The organism is Streptomyces flaveus (genome assembly GCF_014647675.1).
GTDB lineage: Bacteria > Actinomycetota > Actinomycetes > Streptomycetales > Streptomycetaceae > Streptomyces > Streptomyces flaveus.
This window is the reverse complement of the sequence record NZ_BMPQ01000010.1, coordinates 62953-81424: the sequence shown is the minus strand read 5'-3', so window position 1 is coordinate 81424 and position 18472 is coordinate 62953. Positions and strand designations below refer to the sequence as shown.

Annotated in this window: 13 protein-coding genes and 2 pseudogenes; 7 read left to right on the top strand and 8 right to left on the bottom strand. The window is 69.5% G+C overall.

The genetic code is table 11. The features are described from left to right. Window position 1: 1 nt before the first annotated feature. The 4 genes from IEZ21_RS21415 to IEZ21_RS21400 all read right to left on the bottom strand — a co-directional run bounded on the left by IEZ21_RS21415 (window position 2) and on the right by IEZ21_RS21400 (window position 4880). A complete protein-coding gene (locus IEZ21_RS21415) occupies window positions 2-1762 on the bottom strand; it encodes a hypothetical protein (protein WP_189323539.1) in 1761 nt (586 codons plus the stop codon). Between the two features lie 313 nt (window positions 1763-2075). After that, the gene (locus tag IEZ21_RS21410) at window positions 2076-3083 is read right to left on the bottom strand and encodes an SDR family oxidoreductase (RefSeq protein ID WP_189323538.1); all 1008 of its coding nucleotides are present in this window, start codon (window positions 3081-3083) and stop codon (window positions 2076-2078) included. 216 nt (window positions 3084-3299) lie between these two features. Then, on the bottom strand, window positions 3300-4424 hold the full coding sequence (locus IEZ21_RS21405) for a DNA topoisomerase IB (protein WP_189323537.1): 1125 nt from the start codon (window positions 4422-4424) through the stop codon (window positions 3300-3302). 159 nt (window positions 4425-4583) lie between these two features. Then, window positions 4584-4880 carry a GlsB/YeaQ/YmgE family stress response membrane protein gene (locus IEZ21_RS21400; protein ID WP_033328509.1) on the bottom strand — a complete coding sequence of 99 codons (297 nt, stop codon included), beginning with the start codon at window positions 4878-4880 and terminating at the stop codon, window positions 4584-4586. 397 nt (window positions 4881-5277) lie between these two features. Between IEZ21_RS21400 and IEZ21_RS21395 the strand changes: the two are divergent. From IEZ21_RS21395 to IEZ21_RS21375, 6 genes and pseudogenes are all read left to right on the top strand, one after another. Further along, window positions 5278-5939, top strand: a pseudogene (locus IEZ21_RS21395) (ATP-grasp domain-containing protein); the annotation flags it as partial. A 188-nt stretch (window positions 5940-6127) separates the two neighbouring features. Next, complete coding sequence (locus IEZ21_RS47730) at window positions 6128-6937, top strand: hypothetical protein (RefSeq protein ID WP_246567989.1); 810 nt, start codon at window positions 6128-6130, stop codon at window positions 6935-6937. Beyond that, complete coding sequence (locus IEZ21_RS21390; protein WP_373302267.1) at window positions 6844-7095, top strand: universal stress protein; 252 nt, start codon at window positions 6844-6846, stop codon at window positions 7093-7095. Before IEZ21_RS47730 ends, IEZ21_RS21390 begins: the two co-directional genes overlap by 94 nt. Before the next feature lie 541 nt (window positions 7096-7636). Continuing rightward, on the top strand, window positions 7637-9001 hold the full coding sequence (locus IEZ21_RS21385; protein WP_189323535.1) for a diacylglycerol/lipid kinase family protein: 1365 nt from the start codon (window positions 7637-7639) through the stop codon (window positions 8999-9001). An 84-nt stretch (window positions 9002-9085) separates the two neighbouring features. Next, the gene (locus IEZ21_RS21380; RefSeq protein WP_189323534.1) at window positions 9086-9355 is read left to right on the top strand and encodes a type II toxin-antitoxin system Phd/YefM family antitoxin; all 270 of its coding nucleotides are present in this window, start codon (window positions 9086-9088) and stop codon (window positions 9353-9355) included. Next, window positions 9345-9803, top strand: a complete 459-nt coding sequence (locus IEZ21_RS21375) for a type II toxin-antitoxin system VapC family toxin (RefSeq protein ID WP_189323533.1) — start codon at window positions 9345-9347, stop codon at window positions 9801-9803. The genes IEZ21_RS21380 and IEZ21_RS21375 overlap by 11 nt, the downstream gene beginning before the upstream one ends. Window positions 9804-10013: 210 nt before the next feature. On the opposite strand, the gene IEZ21_RS21370 is transcribed toward IEZ21_RS21375, so the two are convergent. Beyond that, entirely contained in the window at window positions 10014-13058 is a 3045-nt protein-coding gene (locus IEZ21_RS21370; RefSeq protein WP_189323532.1) for a 3-keto-alpha-glucoside-1,2-lyase-like domain-containing protein, read from the bottom strand. A gap of 704 nt (window positions 13059-13762) precedes the next feature. After that, window positions 13763-14170, bottom strand: a complete 408-nt coding sequence (locus IEZ21_RS21365) for a PIN domain nuclease (RefSeq protein ID WP_189323531.1) — start codon at window positions 14168-14170, stop codon at window positions 13763-13765. 621 nt (window positions 14171-14791) lie between these two features. Between IEZ21_RS21365 and IEZ21_RS21360 the strand changes: the two genes are divergently transcribed. Then, a complete protein-coding gene (locus tag IEZ21_RS21360; protein ID WP_189323530.1) occupies window positions 14792-15778 on the top strand; it encodes a helix-turn-helix transcriptional regulator in 987 nt (328 codons plus the stop codon). Here IEZ21_RS21360 and IEZ21_RS47725 read toward each other — a convergent pair. Next, window positions 15728-17242: pseudogene (locus IEZ21_RS47725) on the bottom strand (FAD-binding oxidoreductase); the annotation flags it as partial. The gene IEZ21_RS21360 and the pseudogene IEZ21_RS47725 sit on opposite strands and share 51 nt — an antisense overlap. After that, window positions 17235-18472, bottom strand: a 1238-nt coding sequence (locus IEZ21_RS21355) for an MFS transporter (protein ID WP_189323529.1), incomplete at its 5' end; no start/stop codon positions are given. The pseudogene IEZ21_RS47725 and the gene IEZ21_RS21355, both read right to left, overlap by 8 nt.

The window sequence follows — 18472 nt, the reverse complement described above, 5'->3', positions numbered from 1 at the left end:
CCTAGGTTGATTGGCCGGTGTTGGCCACATCGGGCATTGCGAACAGCGTGAGCTGGTCGTGGATGCTGGGCCCCCGAACGGTGGTGGGGCCTGGGGTCGGGTGCTTTCCGGGTGGGCGCGCTCGTGTCTGACGCACCGCGGGGGTGCTGCGCGAGGTCCGTGCCGGAGCTGTCCGCCCCGTACGGCCTGTGCTGTGGTGACTCGGCGGTGTGGGGGCGGTTGTCCCGGTGCGATCCTCCGGTCGCACGGCCGCTGCCTCAGCACGCCGGGGGGCGGTGGTGGCAGCGGTTTGGCGGGGTCCGTCTTTCCTGCGCCAGGCCGTACAGCCCAGACCGCGTCTGCCGACCACCACCGCGGCGGCATGATGCACCGTGACAGCGGTGGTCGAAGCGGTGGAAGCCTGCTCTGTCAGGGGGTTCAGCCAGTGCTGGGCACCCCACCTGCTCGAATACGCCGGATCGACGGCGATCACGGAGAGTCCGGCATGGTGGGCCATCCCGGCCAGCCGGTCACGGAACCTGCCCGTCGGGATCCCCGCCACCGTGCGGCGGAAGGCTTTGCCGCGCCGTCCTCGGCCCAGCCTCTCCCGGCCGCTGGCCCGGGTGTCAGTAAAGTCCAGGTTCTCGATCACCAGTGCCGCGCATTCATGCTGCTGGGCGAGGTGCAGGAGCCGGGAGATCGCTGCGCGCAGCCGTGCGTCGCGGGTGGGGGCGGGCAGCCCGGACAGCTGCAGGGGGATCGTGTGGGGGGTGCCGACGGGGTTGCCGTGGGGGTCCAGGACCCAGGCGGCGAGGTGGTCGGCGTTGACGTCCACCGCGAGGACCGGATGTTGCCGCAGCGTTTCCAGGGCCGGGGCCGTCTGGCCCTTGGCCGTGGTGGACCAGGAGGCATCCAGATACCAGCGTCCGCGGGCCGGGTCGTAGGTGATGTCGTAGCGCACCGAGGCGCCCGCGGCGATCCGGTCGGCCCACGGCCCGCCCCGGTGGCTGAAGACGGCCGCCGCGTCCAGCACGTACCGGCCGCGCGGGGCGTTGGCGTACTGCCGGCGCAGGGGATCGGGCAGCACCATCGCGATGGAGCCGTCGGCGGGGTCGATGCTGAGGGTGTAGTTCCCGAACGGCGCCCCCGCCTCCCCGTCCGCGGTCAGGAACATCCGCCGCGCCGACCAGACCGTGCCCCACCCCTCCAGCTGGGCCTGCCAGTCGGCCGCGGTCAGCGGCTTTTCGGCGGTGGCGGTGTCGTAGAGGTGGTGGCGGGCGTTGAGCAGCCGGCGTCCGCCCCGGGTGACCCGCACCCGGCCGCCCTCCCGCTCCCGCACCGCCCGGCGCAGCCGGCCCTGCAGGATCTGCAGCCGCTGCTGCTTGGCCCGCCGCTCGGTGTCATCGGCGTACCCGCGCACCCACCTGCGCCCGCGCTGCTCGCGGCCGCCCGGTGTGACGGCGAGGCGGGAGGTGATCGTGGCGATCGCCCGGCGCAGGGAGCCGATACGGGCATCAAGTGCCCGCCGGGACAGCTGGTACTGGTCCTCGCTGGTGCGGGTGATCGATCCCGCCCAGCGGGAGGACGACCGCGCGGTCAAGGCCTTCTTCCGCTCGGCCCGCCGATTGTGCGCGGCGGGCACGTTCCCGATCCGCACCCGCGCCGCGAGATCTGCTCCGGCCAGCGCGCCCAGGTGCTCGCCGACGGCCCGCAGTACGACCGCGTCGGCGGGGGTGAGGTGCAGGCGGGTGCGGATGCGGCATCCGGTGGGCGGGGCGACCACGAACGGAGCGGACAGCGCACGATGAGGGCGCGGCTCCCGCCCCTTCGCTCCCCGCGCCCGCTTGCCCACTCGCCGTGCACCCCCGCTCGCCTGTGATGATCTCGACGGGCCGAAGCTAACCCCCGCCCCCATACCCCGGGAAGCACATGCCAGCGATTGGCGAACAACTGCTCCCCTCTGCACGGGAAGGGCAGAAGATGATCGTCGACTGGATCATTCATTACCGACCACACCCCTCCACCCTGCCCGAAATAGCCAATAAAGGCCTACATATCCGGGAACTGTTTCCAACCCGCACACGGCCGGGTGCCGGTCAGGCACCCCGCCCTGTCAGGGCACCCACCGGACCACGACTCATCCGCCGCCCGGCGGTCACGGCCGCTCCCGCCAGCGCGGCAGCGGCAGCCGTCCTGCGCATCGCGGTCCGCCGCCGTCCGTCCCAGCCGCCGTGCACCGCCCCCTCCCCGGGGGCCGGTACGTGCAGCGTCCCGTGGGTGGCGGGAGCCTCCTCGTCGTGGGACAGATGGGTCTTGCCCGCCTGTCGTGCCATCGCCCGCTCCGCGATTCCGGGGGTCCTCCGGGACTGGCGTACCAGAGCGCGGCCCGCGGGGCCGACGACCACTTCACGGCGTGGGTGGCGAACCAGATCCACGACGGCCCGGGCGACCCGCTCGGGGCTGTAGACGGGAGGCATGGCGACCACCTTGCGCCCGGTGTAGTTGGCCGCCTGCTCGAAGTGCGGAGTGTCGATGGTCGCGGGCATCACGGTGCACACCTGGATGCCCTTGACCCCCTCCACCTGCAACTGCTGCCGGAGGCTCGACCCGAGCCCTTGGACGGCGTGCTTGGACATGCTGTACGGATGGCTGTACGGCTGAGAGGTGGCACCCACGACGGACGAGATGTTGATCAGTGTGCCCGTACCCTGTCCCCGCATCACCGGCAGAGCCGCTCGGGCCCCGTGCACGTAGCCCATGACATCGACGTCCAGGACCTTGCGGAAATCCTCCAGCGGCACGTCCTCGAAACGGCCGAAGGCGTTGACGGCCGCGTTGTTGACCCAGACGTCGATCCGGCCCAGCTCCTCCACGGCACGCCGCGCCAGCTCCTCGACCGCCCTGACATCAGTCGTATCGGTCGGCACGACCAGCGCTCGTGCCCCGCGATGCTTCTCGCACTCCTGGGCGGTGGCCCGCAACGCCTCCTCGCGGCGCGCGGCCAGCACCACGGCGCACCCCTTGCGGGCGAAAGCCTCGGCTGTGGCCCGCCCGATCCCGCTGGACGCTCCGGTCACCACCACTACGTGGTCCTTCAGCCGCATGCCGTACCTCCTCGGGTCGTCTGCTCGAGCCGGACGCGTCATGTCCGGCTCCACCGCCGAACGAGTACCCCACATGGGCAGATGATCGCGGTGGCCGCACAGCTCGCCGCGACGCACTGTCAGCGTGGGATTCCGCATTGGACTCCTGCGGGGCAGGGCAGGGAACGGAGTTTCGCCTCCGGGGCGAAAGACCGCCCACGCGGTCGGCCGGCGACTTCACCCGTGGAGCAGCACGCGAACGAGTCGGCCGAGACGCTGAAGAAGTCGCAGCGCACGTGCCGTCGCGGCATCGGCGCAGGCGTACGCCTCACTCCTCTTCAGAGGGTGCCCGTTCCGCAGCATGTGCAGCACGGCCCGTTCGGCAGGTCCCTGGGTCGCGGGGATGCCGTAGGCGCCCTCGTCGCCGAGGTGCGGCAGCGCGGCGGCGACCGTCAGGCCCTCCTCGAAGAGTTCGACCACTCGCGGGTTGATGTAGGAAGCCCGGCAGACCGCAGGTGTGTTGCCGAGGTACCCGGCCACCTCCCGCGCCGCACGGGCGATGGCCCTGCGCCGGGCGGTCTCGCTGCGCGCGACAGGCTGCGAGACGGCCAGCGCCACGGCGGCCATGACGGTGGCATGCCAGGTGCGGAAGTCCTTGGCGGTGATCTCCAGGCCGGCCAGTTCCTTGAGGTACGCGTTGACGTCATGACCACTCACGTCATGCCAGGCGCGCCCCTCCCAGTAGGCAAGGAGCCGGTCGCCGCCGCCCCGGCGCCGCAGCAACGCGGTGAGGCTACGGCAGGCGGCGGGGTCCGCGACCGTCTGGGCGATCTCCTTGCCGTGCTTGCCGGTGTAGGTGAACAGGACCGCACCAGCCTGGCAGCGGGAGTGTTCACGCAGCAGCGTGGTGAGGCCGTAGCTGTTGTTCAGGTCGGTGTAGCGGTCGCTGCCGATGCGGAAGAAGCCGAGGTCGAGCAGGCGTACGGCCGTGGCCAGGACCCGCTGCCGAGTCAGCCCGCGGTCGCGCAGATGCCCTTCGACAGCCTCCTGTACCGCGGGCAGAGTCTCGGCGACGTCGAGTACGTGCTCGTGCTTGGCCTGCTCCTGCTCGGCACGGAACTGCGGGTGGTACAGGTACTGACGGCGTCCGGCGGCGTCGGTACCGACAGCTTGCAGATGCCCGTTGGGCCGGGTGCAGATCCACACGTCCCGCCAGGCCGGCGGTACGACCAGCTGCCGGATCCGGGCCAGCTCCCCGGCGTCGCGCAGCGGCTCTCCCCGGACGTCGAGGTAACGGAAGCCGCGTCCGTGGCGCAGGCGGCGGTACCCGGGTTCAGTGGGACGGCTGTGGTAGAGACGCACCGCAACCTCCTTGGACGCACCTGCGGCGACGAAAGTACCGACTCGCCCAGTGCACGGCCCTCCAGGCCTACGAGCGCGCCCCCGCCTGAAGACGGGGGCGCGCTCGCGTACTTCATTTCATCTCGTTGTGCACCTGGCCACGTCGGCTACTCGGGCCTGTTATGCATGGACGTGTCCGCGCCGGTGTCCACGCCCGTGTCCGCGACTGGTGAACAGCCGGTACAGCGCGAGGAGGATGACGGATCCGACGATGGCCGCGATCCAGGTGGACAGGTCGAAGAAGCCGTCGATCGAGTCGACTCCGAACATCACCTTGCCGAGGAAGCCTCCAAGCAGGCCTCCGGCGATACCGATGAGCATGGTGACAATGATTCCGCCCGGGTCCTTGCCCGGCATGAGCGCCTTGGCAATGGCTCCCGCGAGCAGACCGATGACTATCCACGCGATGATGCCCATGGCAGATTTTCTCCTTGCTTCCGGTTCGCCGGACGGGTTACCCATGGGCACGTCACCAAACAACAGTTGGCGCCAAAGCCCCCGAACACACGGCCTGACATGGGGCCGGGGAACATGCCGGGTGGCGACACCGGCCGGCTTCGACTGTTCTCGCCGGCCGGTCGGTGCCGGTTCGCTGACGGGCCGTCGCACCGGCGTCGTCCGCAGGGAAGGATGCCGTCCCGTTGGTCGTGTCCGCTCCCGTTGCCCCTGGCTGCCCGCAGGGCCTGCTCCGGGGTCGGTCGCACCCGCCGCACCGCGAACGAGAGGCGGCCCGGACCGGATTGACCGTCGCGCGAAGGGGTACTCCGACGATCTCAGGAGACCGGCCAGCCGGTCGTGGGCCGGAAGGAGAGCCGTGCCTGAGGAGAAGGTCAAGAACGTCTTCGTGATCGGGCTCGACGAGGCCAACCTGCCGACGCTCCGGCAGGTACCGGGAGCGGAGTCGCTGTGCTTTCACCAACTGCTGACGATCGATGAGCTGCAGCTCGGGGAGGTGCACCTGCCCTCGCTGATCGAGAAGGCCCGGAGTGTGCTGGACGCCTTCGACGGAAGCGTCGACGCGATCGTCGGCTACTGGGACTTCCCGGTCAGCACCCTCGTCCCGATTCTGAGCGAGCGCTACGGCACCCGCAGCACGAGCCTCGAGTCGGTGGTCAGGTGCGAGCACAAGTACTGGAGCCGGCTGGAGCAGCAGAAGGTCACCGACCGGCACCCGCGCTTCGGCAGGGTCGACCTGGCGGCTGAGCCGCCGCGCCCGCCCGAGAACGTCGGGTTCCCGATGTGGGTCAAGCCCGCCCTCTCGTACTCCTCCGAACTCGCCTTCGGCGTCAAGGACGAAGAAGAGTTCCGCGCGGCCGTCGCCGAGATCCGCGAGGGGATCTCCCGGATCGGCCGCCACCGGTCATCGCGGAGCTCCACGACGTCACCGAGCGCGTGATGCGGCGCATAGGCATGGACTCGGCCACCTTCAGCATCGAGTACTTCTACGATCCGCGGACGCGGCAGATCAGCCTGCTGAACGGAGTGGCACAGGCCTTTCCGCCGGGCTACCGCATCAAGGCCTTCAACCGTTGACGGTTTTGCTGTGTTTTCCTGTGCGATTCGGGCGGTGTCGCCCGGGTGCGTGTCTTTGTGCGGGGGTCGGTCGTTAGGCCGATTGGGTGCACGGATGTGCCCCGTTCGGGAGCGGGCAGGGGGTGGTGGGCGTGGGACGGTTGATGGCGACGGCGCCGTGCACCGCCTTCGGCGGCGTGGTCGAGGGCAGCGGCGAGCGGGTCGGCCAGGCCCTGCTGCACGAACGGGTGGGGTTTCTCGCCCAGTTGAGCCACGAGCTGACCCGGTCCCTGGTGGCCTCCCGGTGGGACGAGGCCTCGCTGGACGTGCTGGCCGCCGGGGTCGACGGGCGGGGCGAGCCGTTGCCGTCCAAGGGGTGGATGGCCGTGCGCCGCCTGAACTGGGCCAGGAATGCCGTGCCGGCCGCCGGGGTGTACGTGTCGGACCGGGTGCGCCGGGCGGCCGAGGAGTACGCGGCGCGCACCCTGCGCCTGGCCCTGCATCGGCGCGCCCTGCTGGCGGCCGTCCTGGCCACCTGGCCCGTCGACCCCTTCCGGCGTACCGGGGCGGAGTGGACCGCGCTGCGGACGCTGCTGCCCACCGACGCCAGCAATGCGGAGATCCGCAACCGCACCCGGCAGATCTGCGCCCACCTGGCCGAACGCGGGAAGCTGCCCGCCGGGCTGTGCGAACTGGAGGAACCCCCCGAGATCGCCGCGCAGGTGCTGCTGGCGGCGATGGACCGTCAGCAGGTCACCCTCGAGCGGATGGACGCGGGGCTGGCCCGGCTGCGGGTGAGGCTCCCGCCATGCACGTATGGCTGCCGGATCACGTGCCGGCCGGTACCGGTGTCGAGAGCCAGGAGCGGCTGCTGGCCCAGGCCCTCGCCGGGCACGCGGAGAAGCATCCCGATGTCACGGTCAGGCGCGAGGTGGCGAGTGGCGAAGCCAGGGAGGTGCTGATCGAGAGAAGCAGGAACGCCCAACTCGTGGTCGTCGGAGCTCGGGGGCGTGGCGGGTTCACCGGTCTGCTCCTGGGGTCGGTGAGCCAGGCGCTGCTGCACCACGCGCACAGTTCCGTCGTCGTCGTCCGCGGCGGGACGGGATCAGACGTGTCGTAAGGAAACGCCGGTCGCGCGCGTCCGCCACCCCTGTCGGTACGTCGGTACGGGGACACGCTCAGGCCGCGGGTCGGGGGAGCTCATGGCTACGGCCGTGCTGCCGCCTCCGTGACACGGGTTCCCCCGGCCGGGATCGTCGCCGCCGGTCACGCCGTCGAGACCGCCTGGACCGCCTGGACCGCCTGGGAGGAGAGGGTTTCACCGACCTCGCAACCGCTTTACGATCGCCTCGGAGGCCGGCTCCGCGACGCGGACACCAACACAGCAACCAACGTCGCGGCAGGACAGGGCGGGATCCCCCGGCGCTCAGCCGGTGCCGGAGTGGCGACAGCGGCCACCGGCCGTGCGAGCGCCCGTGAACCTCAACCCGCACGGGTGGGAATCCCCCTTTCAGGAGGGGGAGGATGTCAACTGGTCACCATCGCCTACGAGAGCGGACTCGTCAGCCCCGGGCTGCCTGCCGGCCGCACCCTCAGCCGCTGAATCACCGGATCACGTATCTAGGATGTCCGCCGACGACCGGAGGCGGCTGGAGGCGACCATGGCTGTGAACTCGTACGCCCCGGACCGTCGCGCGCAACGGTGGGCGGCCCGGACCGCACTGGCCGCGGCGGCCTTCGCGGTACTGCTCCCCCTCGGCTACGGCGGCGTGGGCGGCGTCCTGCTGCTCGTGGCCGTACTCGCGGGTGCGGCCCTCACCGCGGCCGCCGTCTGGTGGGCACTGACCCGCCGCGGCCCCGTCCGCTGGGCGGCGGCGCTGCTCGCGGTGGCCGCCCCCACCGCCGTCGTCTTCCTGCTCGCGACCACCCTCCTGTGGGCCCTGCCGCTGTCGCTGGTGTCGTGGGCGGTGGCGGTCGGGGCAGGTCGCTACGCCCTGCGCAGCACCCGGAAGCAGTCCACCGGCATGAAGGAGCGCAGGGCGGCCCCGCCCCAGCGTCCGTACGTCCTCATGAACCCGCGTTCCGGCGGCGGCAAGGTGGCGGTGTTCGGCCTGAAGGAGAAGGCCGAGCGACTCGGTGCGCGCGTCGTCCTGCTCGACCCGGAGCAGCACCAGGACGTCGCCGCGCTGGCCCGGTCGGCCGTCGCGGACGGCGCCGATCTGCTGGGTGTCGCGGGCGGCGACGGCACCCAGGCGCTCATCGCTGCCGTCGCCGCCGAACACGACGTACCGTTCCTCGTCATCAGCGCCGGCACCCGCAACCACTTCGCGATGGATCTCGGCCTGAACCGCGAAGACCCCGCCGCCTGCCTCGACGCCCTCACCGACGGCGTGGAACTCCACGTGGACCTCGGCTTCGCCGGAGAGCACCCCTTCGTCAACAACGCCTCCTTCGGCGCGTACGCGGCAGTCATCCAGAGCCCCGCCTACCGCGACGACAAGATCGGCACCATCTGGGACCTGCTGCCCGACCTGCTCACTCGCCAACGCGGAGCAGAACTGACCGCGCGCGCCGCGGACACCACGCTCACCGCCCCGCAGGCCGTCCTCGTGAGCAACAACCCCTATGGCACGGCAGATCCGACAGGTCTCGGCCGCCGCGAACGACTCGACACCGGGCTGCTCGGCGTCCTGGGCATCAGGGTGGACAGTGCGGCCGAGGCGGCCGGGCTCCTGCTGGACCCGGAGCCGGACGGACTCACGGTCGTGACCGCCCGCGAAGTGGTCGTCGACGCCGACCGTACGGAGATCGAGGTCGGCCTCGACGGCGAGGCCACGGTCCTTCCCACACCCGTGCACTGCCGCATCGCACCCGGCAAGCTGCGCGTCCGCGTTCCCCGACAGCGTCCAGGTATACCCCAGACCCATCCGCCCCTGGACTGGCGGCAACTGCGCAAGCTCGCGGCATCGGTGGGACGTACGGCCGCCCCGAGACGCGCAAGCCGCAGCGGGAAAGCCGCTGGATGACTGCACGTCCCCGCCCGCCGCACCCACCGGCGTAGGCGTGCTACAAGGTGGCACCCAATAGCACACACCGGCTACCGTGAAGCCATGGCCGCCCAACCCGAGATCACCCAGCGCGACCTGCGCACCAAATCCAAAGAGATCATGGACGCCGTCCAGAACGGCCAGTCCTTCACCGTCACCCGCGACGGGCACCGCATCGGCGAGCTGATCCCCCTGCGCCGTCGGCGCCGCTTCGTTCCCCGGGGCGAGTTCGCCGCCATGTCCCGCACCGCCCCCGACATCTCCCTAAATGCCTTCCGCGCCGACCAGGACGCTGCCGCCGACCAGGAACTGGACGACCCCTATGCCCGGTGAGCACCAGCAGGGTCTCCTCGACACCGACATCATGATCCTGCGCAAGTGGATCAATCCCGAGGAGTTGCCCGCCGAGATGGCCATCACCGCCATCACCCTGGCCGAACTCTCCGCAGGCCCCCACCATGTGCGCAGCAACGCCGAACAGAACGACTACGACGAACACGCCGAACGCGCGCGCCGCACCGACATCCTCCAGCGCGCCGAGAACGAGTTCGACCCCATCCCCTTCGACGCAGAAGCCGCCCGCATCTACGGCCGCGTCTGCGCCGCCGTCATCAGCGCCGGCCGAACACCCCGGCGCCGCATCGCCGACCTGATGATCGCCGCCATCGCCATCGCCGAAGCCCTCCCCCTCTTCACCACCAACCCCGACGACTTCAAAGGCCTGGACGACCTCCTCGCCGTCGTCCCCGTCACCCGCCCCAAAGTGCTCCACGACCGGTAGCAGGACGCGAGCACGAGGTCCGTACGGCCCTGCCGGACCTGCTCGCCGAAGTCGGACCGTCACGGCGACCGAAGCCGCTACCCGACTGAGCTACAGCTCTGTGACTCGAACCCCCACGGCCGACTCCTCCACCGCCTCGGAGGAGTCGGCCGCCGGAAGGGCTGTCGAGCCCGTGCGAAGGGGCCGTCACTGGTAGCGGGACGCCGTTGGTCAATTCGGGGCCTGTTTCGGCCCGTCGGCCGGTTCGATCCAAAGGTTCCTGAAGCGGACCTTGTTCCCGTGGTCCTGGAGCCGGATCGCGCCCGCCGCGGCCGATTCCGCATCGCCGCCGCCGGTCGGGCCGTCCACCGCGACGTTGTCGTGGACCTTTCTGCCGTTCCACACCACGGTGATCCTGGCGTCGTCGGTCTTCTGGCCTGCGGCGTCGAAACGGGCCGCGCGGAAGACGATGTCGTACGTCTGCCAGGTTTCGGGTGCGGTGGCGGCGTTCAGGTCGGCGGCCTTCTTCTCATAGATGGCCGCGGCCTCGTTCGGGGCGAGTTTCTCCACTCCGAAGGAGTCCAGGATCTGGATCTCGTACCGGTCCTGGAGATAGATGCCGCTGTTGCCGCGGTCCTGCCCGGTGACGTCGTCCGGCAGCTTCGGCACCCGGAATTCGGCGTGCAGTCTGAAGTCGCCGAAGGACTGTTTGGTGCGGATGTCGCCGCAGCACACCTCGATGGAGTCCTCGGCTGTGTGCGGCCATTCGGCGCTTCGGCCGTCGGTGTGCTGCCAGGCGGTGGCGAGGCTGCCGCCGGAGAACAGGTCGATACGGCTGCCGGGTCTGCGCACGTCGATCATGTCGAGGTTGACATGGCCGGTGTCCTCGGGCCGGTAGGTGTACGTGATGGTGTTGCGGCCCTTGCGGAGGTCAAGCCGCTCGGTGCGGGTGGACCAGCGGTTCCAGGCGCCGGTGGAGGGGAGGCTGGTCTGCCGCGCCTGTCCGCCGTTGACGCTGACACCGAGCGTCTTCGTGCCGGTGAAGGGGTGCGGGCCGTTGGCGTAGCGCAGGCCCACGTCGTAGCTGCCCCTCGCGGGTGCGTCGACCTCGAAGGTGACGGTGGCGCCCTGGGCGCCGAAGCCGTCGACGAAGCCGCCGCCGGTGTAGCCGGCGTGCTCGATGTCGATGTCCGCTCCGCCGGACAGGCGTGCCGATTCGGCGTCGTAGGAGGTGACGGGCTGCTCGGGACCGGGGCGTGCGTTCAGGGTGTACCAGGCCTCGGTGGACCAGAGTTGCTCACCGTCGGCCGAAGCGAACGGGCGCGGCGAGCGCACATGCACCACCCGGTCGGTCTTCAGGCCGGGGATGGTGAGCCGGACCTTGCGACGGTCACCGGATATCCGGGCCGCCGCGACGGGGAGGACCTCCTCGTCGACCTTGGGGCCCCCGTACGCCGGGGTGGGGACATAGCGCCACTGCTCCACCGAGTAGGCGCCGCTCGTCAGCTTCGCGGCGGTCTCCTCCGACAGCGGCTCGGTGTAGGTGAGTTCGAAGCCGTCGCGGGTGGCGCGCATGGTCTTGATGTCGAAGACACTCTTGCCGTTCGGCGTGAGTTTCTGCAGGCCGAAGCGGAGTTTGCCTTCCTGGCCCCAGTTTCCGTCGGCGCCCAGACCGCCCGCGTAGATCGCGCCGTCCGGTCCGGTGCTGATGCGGGTGACGCCGGCCTCCAGGCCCTGTGTGTGCCGGAACACCGCGCCCTGGTACTCACCGTCCACCTTCTCCAGGTCGGCGCGTTGGATTCCGCCATAGGTGACATCTCCGAAGAGCATCTGCCCGGCGAAGGGCCCCTTCTTCAAGAGCATGGGCGTGCTGGGTGAGTTGGCTATCTCGTTCTGCGGCAGCCAGAGCACCGGCTTGGTGACCGTACGGTCGTCGAACGGGCCGTCCGGGTTGGTGTGGTGGTTGAAGAACCGGCCGGGTTTGATGTGCAGCAGCTTGGAGGAGGGCAGCCAGCCGCCCTGGTTGTCGGTGACGAAGAGTTCGCCCTCCGGCCCGCGTCCGATCCCGTTCGGTGTGCGGAGGCCACCGGCCAGGTAACTGACCTTTCCGGTCTTCCTGTTCACCTTGATGGTGGTGCCGCGGTCGGGGGCGGGCTGCGGATCGGTCGTCGCGCCGCCGTTGTTGATGGCGACGGACAGGTTCAGATAGAAGTGCCCGTCCTCGTAGAGCAGTCCGAAGGCGAACTCGTGGAAGTTCCCTCCGTACGGCCACTCGGCGACCTTGCGGATCTCGCCCGCGGTGTTGTCGCCCTTGGTGTCGGACAGCTCGGTCAGCTGGTGCTTCTCCGAGACGTACAGCTTTCCGTCGACGTACTTGATCCCCATCGGCTCCCTCAAGCCGTCGGCGATCTTCTTGTACGTGACCTTCTCAGGACCGGTGTCACCCGTGACGTTGTCGAGGACGTACACCTCGCCCTTCGTCTCGCTGCTGCCGCCCCACGTGGTCACGGCGAGCCGGCCGCCCGGCATCCAGTCCATCGCGGAGACCTGCGGCTCGAAGCCCTCGGGGCGCAGATCGGTGAGGGTGTAGCCGGGGTTGACCGAGGTCAGCGGGAGGCCGTCGCCGGGGGTGTCATAGGTGCCCTCGCACTCCTTGCGGCCGGGGGCGGTGACTCGGACGACGTCGGCGTCGGTACTGAGAACGGAGTTGGGGACGAGGGTGAAGTCGTCGGCGCCCGGCGGCTTCCACTGGAGGGTGACCTGCTGTCCGCCACCGCGGTCGAAGTGGTCGATGTGCAGGGCATGGTGACCGGGAGTCAGGGTGATCTCGCCGTCCTTGGGCTCGGCGCCGTGCAGTCCGTCGTGGTCGATGACCTTCTTGTCGCCGATGAAGAGTCGGGAGCCGTCGTCGCTGATCAGGCGGAAGGCGTACGTACCGTCAGCGGGAACATTGACGTTGCCGATGATCTGCGACACGAAGTTGTCGGTGAAACCGAAGCCCTCGGTGGAGGACCAGTCGACGGTGGGGATCAGTTTGTCGACGTTGGGCGTCTGAGCGGGCTTGAGGTCGCAGAGTTCACTCAGCGGGGACTGGATGTCGAAGACGCGGAGGGTGACGCCGGGTTCCTGGGGCGGCAGATCCGCGAATGGCTCCTCCTCCGCGCCGGCGACGGGGGCCACGAGGCCGCCGGCGAAAAGGGCTGTGAGAAGTAACCCGGCGGTTCTTCGTGCTCTACGGCGGTGGCGACGGGGCCTCGGAGACTTGTGTGGCGTCACTCTTCCTCCTGCTGGGCGCTGTGAGGCGACGCGCCGGGGGTGGCCGGCGTCCGCGGAGTGGAGTTCGTGCACGTACAGGTGGTAGCGGCGTTCCGCGGTGATGCATGCGGTCTTCCGTACGAAAGCGACGCCCAGCGTACGAAGGACATACGAAACCGTCCATGCTTTGTCCTCAGAAAGGAGAAACTGATGCGAGTTGAGAGGAGACGGCCTGGACAGCGCCCCGGTTCGCCACCCAAAGCCTGCCGTGATCCACAGGCTCCAAGGACTGCCGGACGGAAGCATTCGGGACCATCTCGCCGGCTCGGGAAAGGGCCCCGAACCCGTCGACAGCGGATTGCCCTGCCGACTCGCGCGCCTCGGGACCGCGTCTCAGCGAGGAACTCGCGGCGTTCGCCGTGTCATGGCGGAGTGCAAGTGGCTCGCGTGACGGAAGGCTCCAGTCCGTCAGGCTCGAATGACACACAAGCGGCGTCGGCGCCCGCCCCTTACGTTGAAAACCACCCCTGCTTTCCCGATTCGCGGCTGCTCCGAAGAGGGCGGCGCCCAGGCCGAGCGTGGTGCGTCCTGCTCCTGCGGCGTCCTTCGTCCCAGGAAACCGACGGGGGTCAGCGCCGTCACCCCTACGCCACGCGAAAACGCCACCAATGCCACCGCTGGGCATGAATGCACTGCCGCGATGCAACGTGGACCGGCCCCAGAGATCAGGCTCGTACGTCTCGCTGCTGAAGTTCCTTGAGTACTCCGGCCACCGTCGCGAAGTCGTTGTCCACGTGGAGGACGGTGTGCCCGTGGTGGACCGCGGTCGCACACACCAACAGGTCGATCGCTCCTGCCGCGCGATACCGGCCCTGCCGGGTCAGTTTGTACTGGGCGGTGTCGACCCAGCGCCAGGCGTTCTTCGGAACGGGAGAGAGCAGGCAGAGTGCGTCCAACTCCTCCGCGAGCTCGTCCCGGTGGGACGGGCTGGTTGCCGAGTAGAGAAATTCGGCGCGTGTCGGCTCGCAGAGGTGGAACACCCCGACTGCGATGTGCCCCTCCCAGGGCGGCAATGCTCCGGGAGTGCGGAACAGGTGCCACAGGGCGGAGGTGTCGAGCAGGTATGTGATCACTCGAAGGCCTCGCGTCGGGCACGCTTGCCTGCGTCATGCGCCGCCGCGGCCTGCTCGAACTCGCCACGCGCACCGCGCGAGGCCAGTTTCTCGGCAGCCTCGAGCCGCCTGCCAGAGGTGGCGGAGCGAGGGCCTGGACAGAGCCCCCTGCACGGACCGTTTCCGGCCCGGCACCGACGACAGACGACCGCCGCGTACCGGCCTCCGGCGGCTGGCCACCCCTCCTTGCGTCCCCAATGCGTCCCCGACTCCGTCGCACAGCAAAAAGGCGGGCGGAAGCACGGGCTCACCGGCGAGCGGGGTGCCCTCACCGTCCGCGAGCTCCGCACCGAAGCCGGCCGCACCCGCTCAGGACACCCGCGAGTAACACTCCTGTGCGCGTAAAATCTCGCCCCACGTACCGGACATCCATTGCGGCCGGCGAGATACCTCGGGCGTCCCGAACGTTAAAGCGGAGTTACCACCGATGAGCTGGGCAAAAACTTCGAAAAAATTCCACCAAAGGTGGATCCCTGACGGACGCCGCGATCACTGACCTCTGCACACAAGTGCGGGTACGGGCTGTACATTGGAGAAATCCGCCGAACTCCAGCGGGATCATGATGCTAGCGGGAGTGCAGCATGGTAACCACAGAACGGCAGCGAAAAGAACTCGCCTCCTTCCTTCGGAACCGGCGCGAACGGCTTACGCCGGGGGCCGTTGGAATCAAGAATTCATATGGGCGCCGCCGCACCCCGGGCCTGCGCAGAGAAGAACTCGCCCAGCTCGCCGGGGTTAGTGTGACGTGGTACACATGGCTCGAACAAGCCCGCAAAATCAGGGTGTCGAGCCAGGTCCTGAATGGTCTCGCACGAGCCTTGCAGCTCGATTCGACAGAGACCGGGCATCTGTTCCGGCTAGCCGGTGAATTACCGCCTGCGGTGCAGCCGCCCCGCTCCAGGGAAAACATTCCCGCGCAATATCTGACGTTCCTCGAGTTCCAGGACCCGTTGCCCGCCTTCATCGTCAACCACCGCTTCGATGTGCTGGCGTGGAACCATGGATTCTGTGCGTTGTTCCCGTATTTCGAATCCCTGGAACAGAGCCGCCGCAACACCCTCGTGATGATGTTCGACGAGCGGGCCCGGGAAATGCACCCGAACTGGGAGCAGGACGCGCTGGAGACGGCCGCGCTGTTCCGCGCCCAGGCCGCCGATCAACTCGCCCGTCCCGAATACGCGAAGATGATCGACGACCTGCAGGGCGAGTACCCGGAATTCCGGGAACTGTGGGAGCGGCTCGATCTCGCCCCGCCCGTCCCTTCCGTACGCTGCTTCGATCATCCGGCACTCGGACGGATCGAACTCGGTTATGTGAAGCTGCGGCTCTCGGGCGCGGACGCGGCCCTGGTCGTCTACCAGCCAGTCCTGGACAGCCACCTGCTCGCGCGCTTCCGCGATCTTGTCGAGGAGCGGATCAGGGTGCGGCTGCACTCGGCCGGGGGCTCAGTCGGACGCTCGTACCGACAGAGCGTGCCGGAAGACGTCCTGCGGGTCCCAGACGGCCTTGACCCGCTGGAGCCGGGGGTAATTCCCCTTGAAGTACAGCGCATGCCAGGGAACTCCTGAGGTGTTCCAGCGCGGATCAGCCAGATCCATGTCCGGATAGTTGATGTACGACCCGTCGGTGCGTGCGTCGGAGACGGGCACTCCACCTGTCCCCGCGTACAACTCCCGGTAGAACTCCCTGAGTCTGCGAATGTGCCGCTCGTCTTCGGCGGGATCGGTCCAGTACGTTCCGAGATAGCTCTTGAGCACCGAATCCCGTTGGGCGACGACGGTCGCCGCGGAGTCCACGGCGTTGACCTTCCTGCCATAGGAGAACAGCACCACTGTCGTATGCCCGCCATATCCGCGATCGGCAAGATACCGGAAGAGCAGATCGGTCTCCGCGACTGAATACGGTCGGCGCAGATAGGCGCCCTTGCTCTTGGAGCGCGTCAGTTCTCCCCTGTTCTCCACGTCCCGCTGAGTGGCCTGAAGCCACGGCATCTCGGTGCGGGTGACCCGGCACGGGGCCCGCACGCCGTTGCCCACCGCCGCGATGTACTCATCAAGTCGCCTGCCGGCATCGGGAGTCGAGCCGTCGAGCTGCGCGCCGAGGGTGATCCGGCCGACCACGCGCTGGTTGAGGTACAGCGCGCTGTACAGGCTCTCGTACGCCGGGTCCGTGCCGTCCTCCTCGCTGTGCCACTCGCCGTGGTTGAGGACGAGCCGTGCGAAGTCCCGCTCGTTCAGTGACTCCCAGGGCCACTCGGCGGAAGCGAAGAGGGCCGTCTCCGGGGGCCGGGGCAGCAGATCCTGCGGGGCGTCCGTCTCCGCCTCCGGAGAGCGGAACCAATAGCGCGTGACGACACCGAAATTGCCACCGCCCGCACCGGTGTGCGCCCACCACAGATCGTGATGGGGGTCGGCAGGGTCCCTTGATGCCACCACGGTGCGCGCCTCGCCCGGGCCGTCGGCGACGACGACCTCCACCGCTTCCAGATGGTCGACGATCAGCCCGTGCCGCCGGCACAGCGCGCCGAAGCCGCCGCCTTGGACGTAGCCGCCCAGCCCGACCGAGGGACAGGTGCCGCCGGGCACGGCAACGCCCCAGTTCAGGTACAGGGAACGGTAGACAGAACCGAGCAGCGCGCCCGCCCCCATGCCGAAGGCCCGCCGTCCGGCGTTGTATGTGACGTCGTTCAGCTCGGACAGGTCGATGAGCGTGCGCACGGCCGGGTCGTCCACCAAGCCCTCCAGGCCGTGGCCTCCGCCGCGGACCGCCAGCCGGGATCCGCCGCGGACGGCGGCGGTGACCGCCCGGCGCACGTCCTCCGCGGTGCGTGGCACATGGACGCGGTCCGGGCTGCCCGTGAAGCGCGTGTTGCGCGACCGCTTGGTGAGGGAGCGATAGCGGGGGTCGTCGCGGGTGATCGCGGCGGGTACGTTCTGCGCGGGAATCCGCGGTGCCACAGGTATGCCGGGAACAGGTATGCCGGGAACAGGTACGTCGGGAACAGGTACGTCGGGCACGGATATCTCAGGCATCGGTGAGCGCAGCCGCCTTTCGTGAGGTCACGGCGCGGCGTACGGCCGCGTAGCCGAGGAGCAGGAGCAGCGCGCAGGCACCGGCGGCGCCCCCCAGAAGGGCGGTGTCACGCCAGCCGCCGCGCGCCCAGAACGGGCCCGTCAGCGCGGAGCCCGCCGCGCCGCCGAGGAAATAGCAGGTCATGTAGACCGTGGTGACCCGGCTGCGCATCTCGTCACCGACCTGGCCGAAGACCGTCGTCTGGTTCGAGATGTGCGCGGCCTGGACCGCGAAGTCGATCAGGACGATCGCCGCGCCGAACACGAGCAGCGAGGACGACAGGGCCGACACCACGGCGAACGAGATCGCGATGAGCGCGAACGCCGCGGCGCTGACGGCCCGCTGGCGCCCCCGGTCGGCGAACCTGCCCGCCAGATTGGCGCCGAGCGCACCGCCCGCGCCGAGCAGCCCCATCGCGCCGATCGCCGCGGAACCGTAGTGATAGGGCCCCTGGATCAGGCGCAGCGGTACAGCAGTCCACAGCACGGTGAACGCGGCGAAGCCCAGGGCGCCGTACAGGCAGCGCTCCACGATCACCGGCCGGCTGCGGACGAGGGAGAACAGCGAGCCGATGAGCCGGGCGTAGCCGCGGACGGTGAGGGTGGCCCGGGCGGGCTGCGCGGGCAGAATGCGGCGCAGCGTCACGCACACGGCGAGCATCATGACCGCCGCGCCCCAGAACACGGCCCGCCAGTCGACGAGTTCCGCCACTACTCCGGCGAATGTCCGGCACAGCAGCGCGCCGAGGATGACCCCGGTCATCACGGTGCCCACCACCTGCCCGCGCCGCTCCGGCGGTGCCATCCCGGCGGCCTGCGGCACGATCACCATGGCGGCGACGCTCACCAGGCCGAGCAGGAAGAACAGCGGGACGAGGAGGGCGCCGTGGCCGCTACCGGCCCACGGGATCACCGCGAGCACGGCGGCCGCCGTGGTCACCAGGGCGGTGAGGAGCCGCCTGCGGTCGACGGCGTCGCCCAGCGGCACCAGCGCGAACAGACCCAGCGCGTAGCCGACCTGAGTGGCGGAGACGGACGAGGTGAGTGAGCCGGGGGTGCGGTGCAGCGACGCCGCGAGCTCGGGCAGGATCGGCTGGAGGTAGTAGAGGTTGGCCACGCACAGACCGCAGGCGGCCGCGAGCAGCAGCACGGTGATCCGGCCGGCCCGCGGCCGCGGCGGTGCGACGGGCC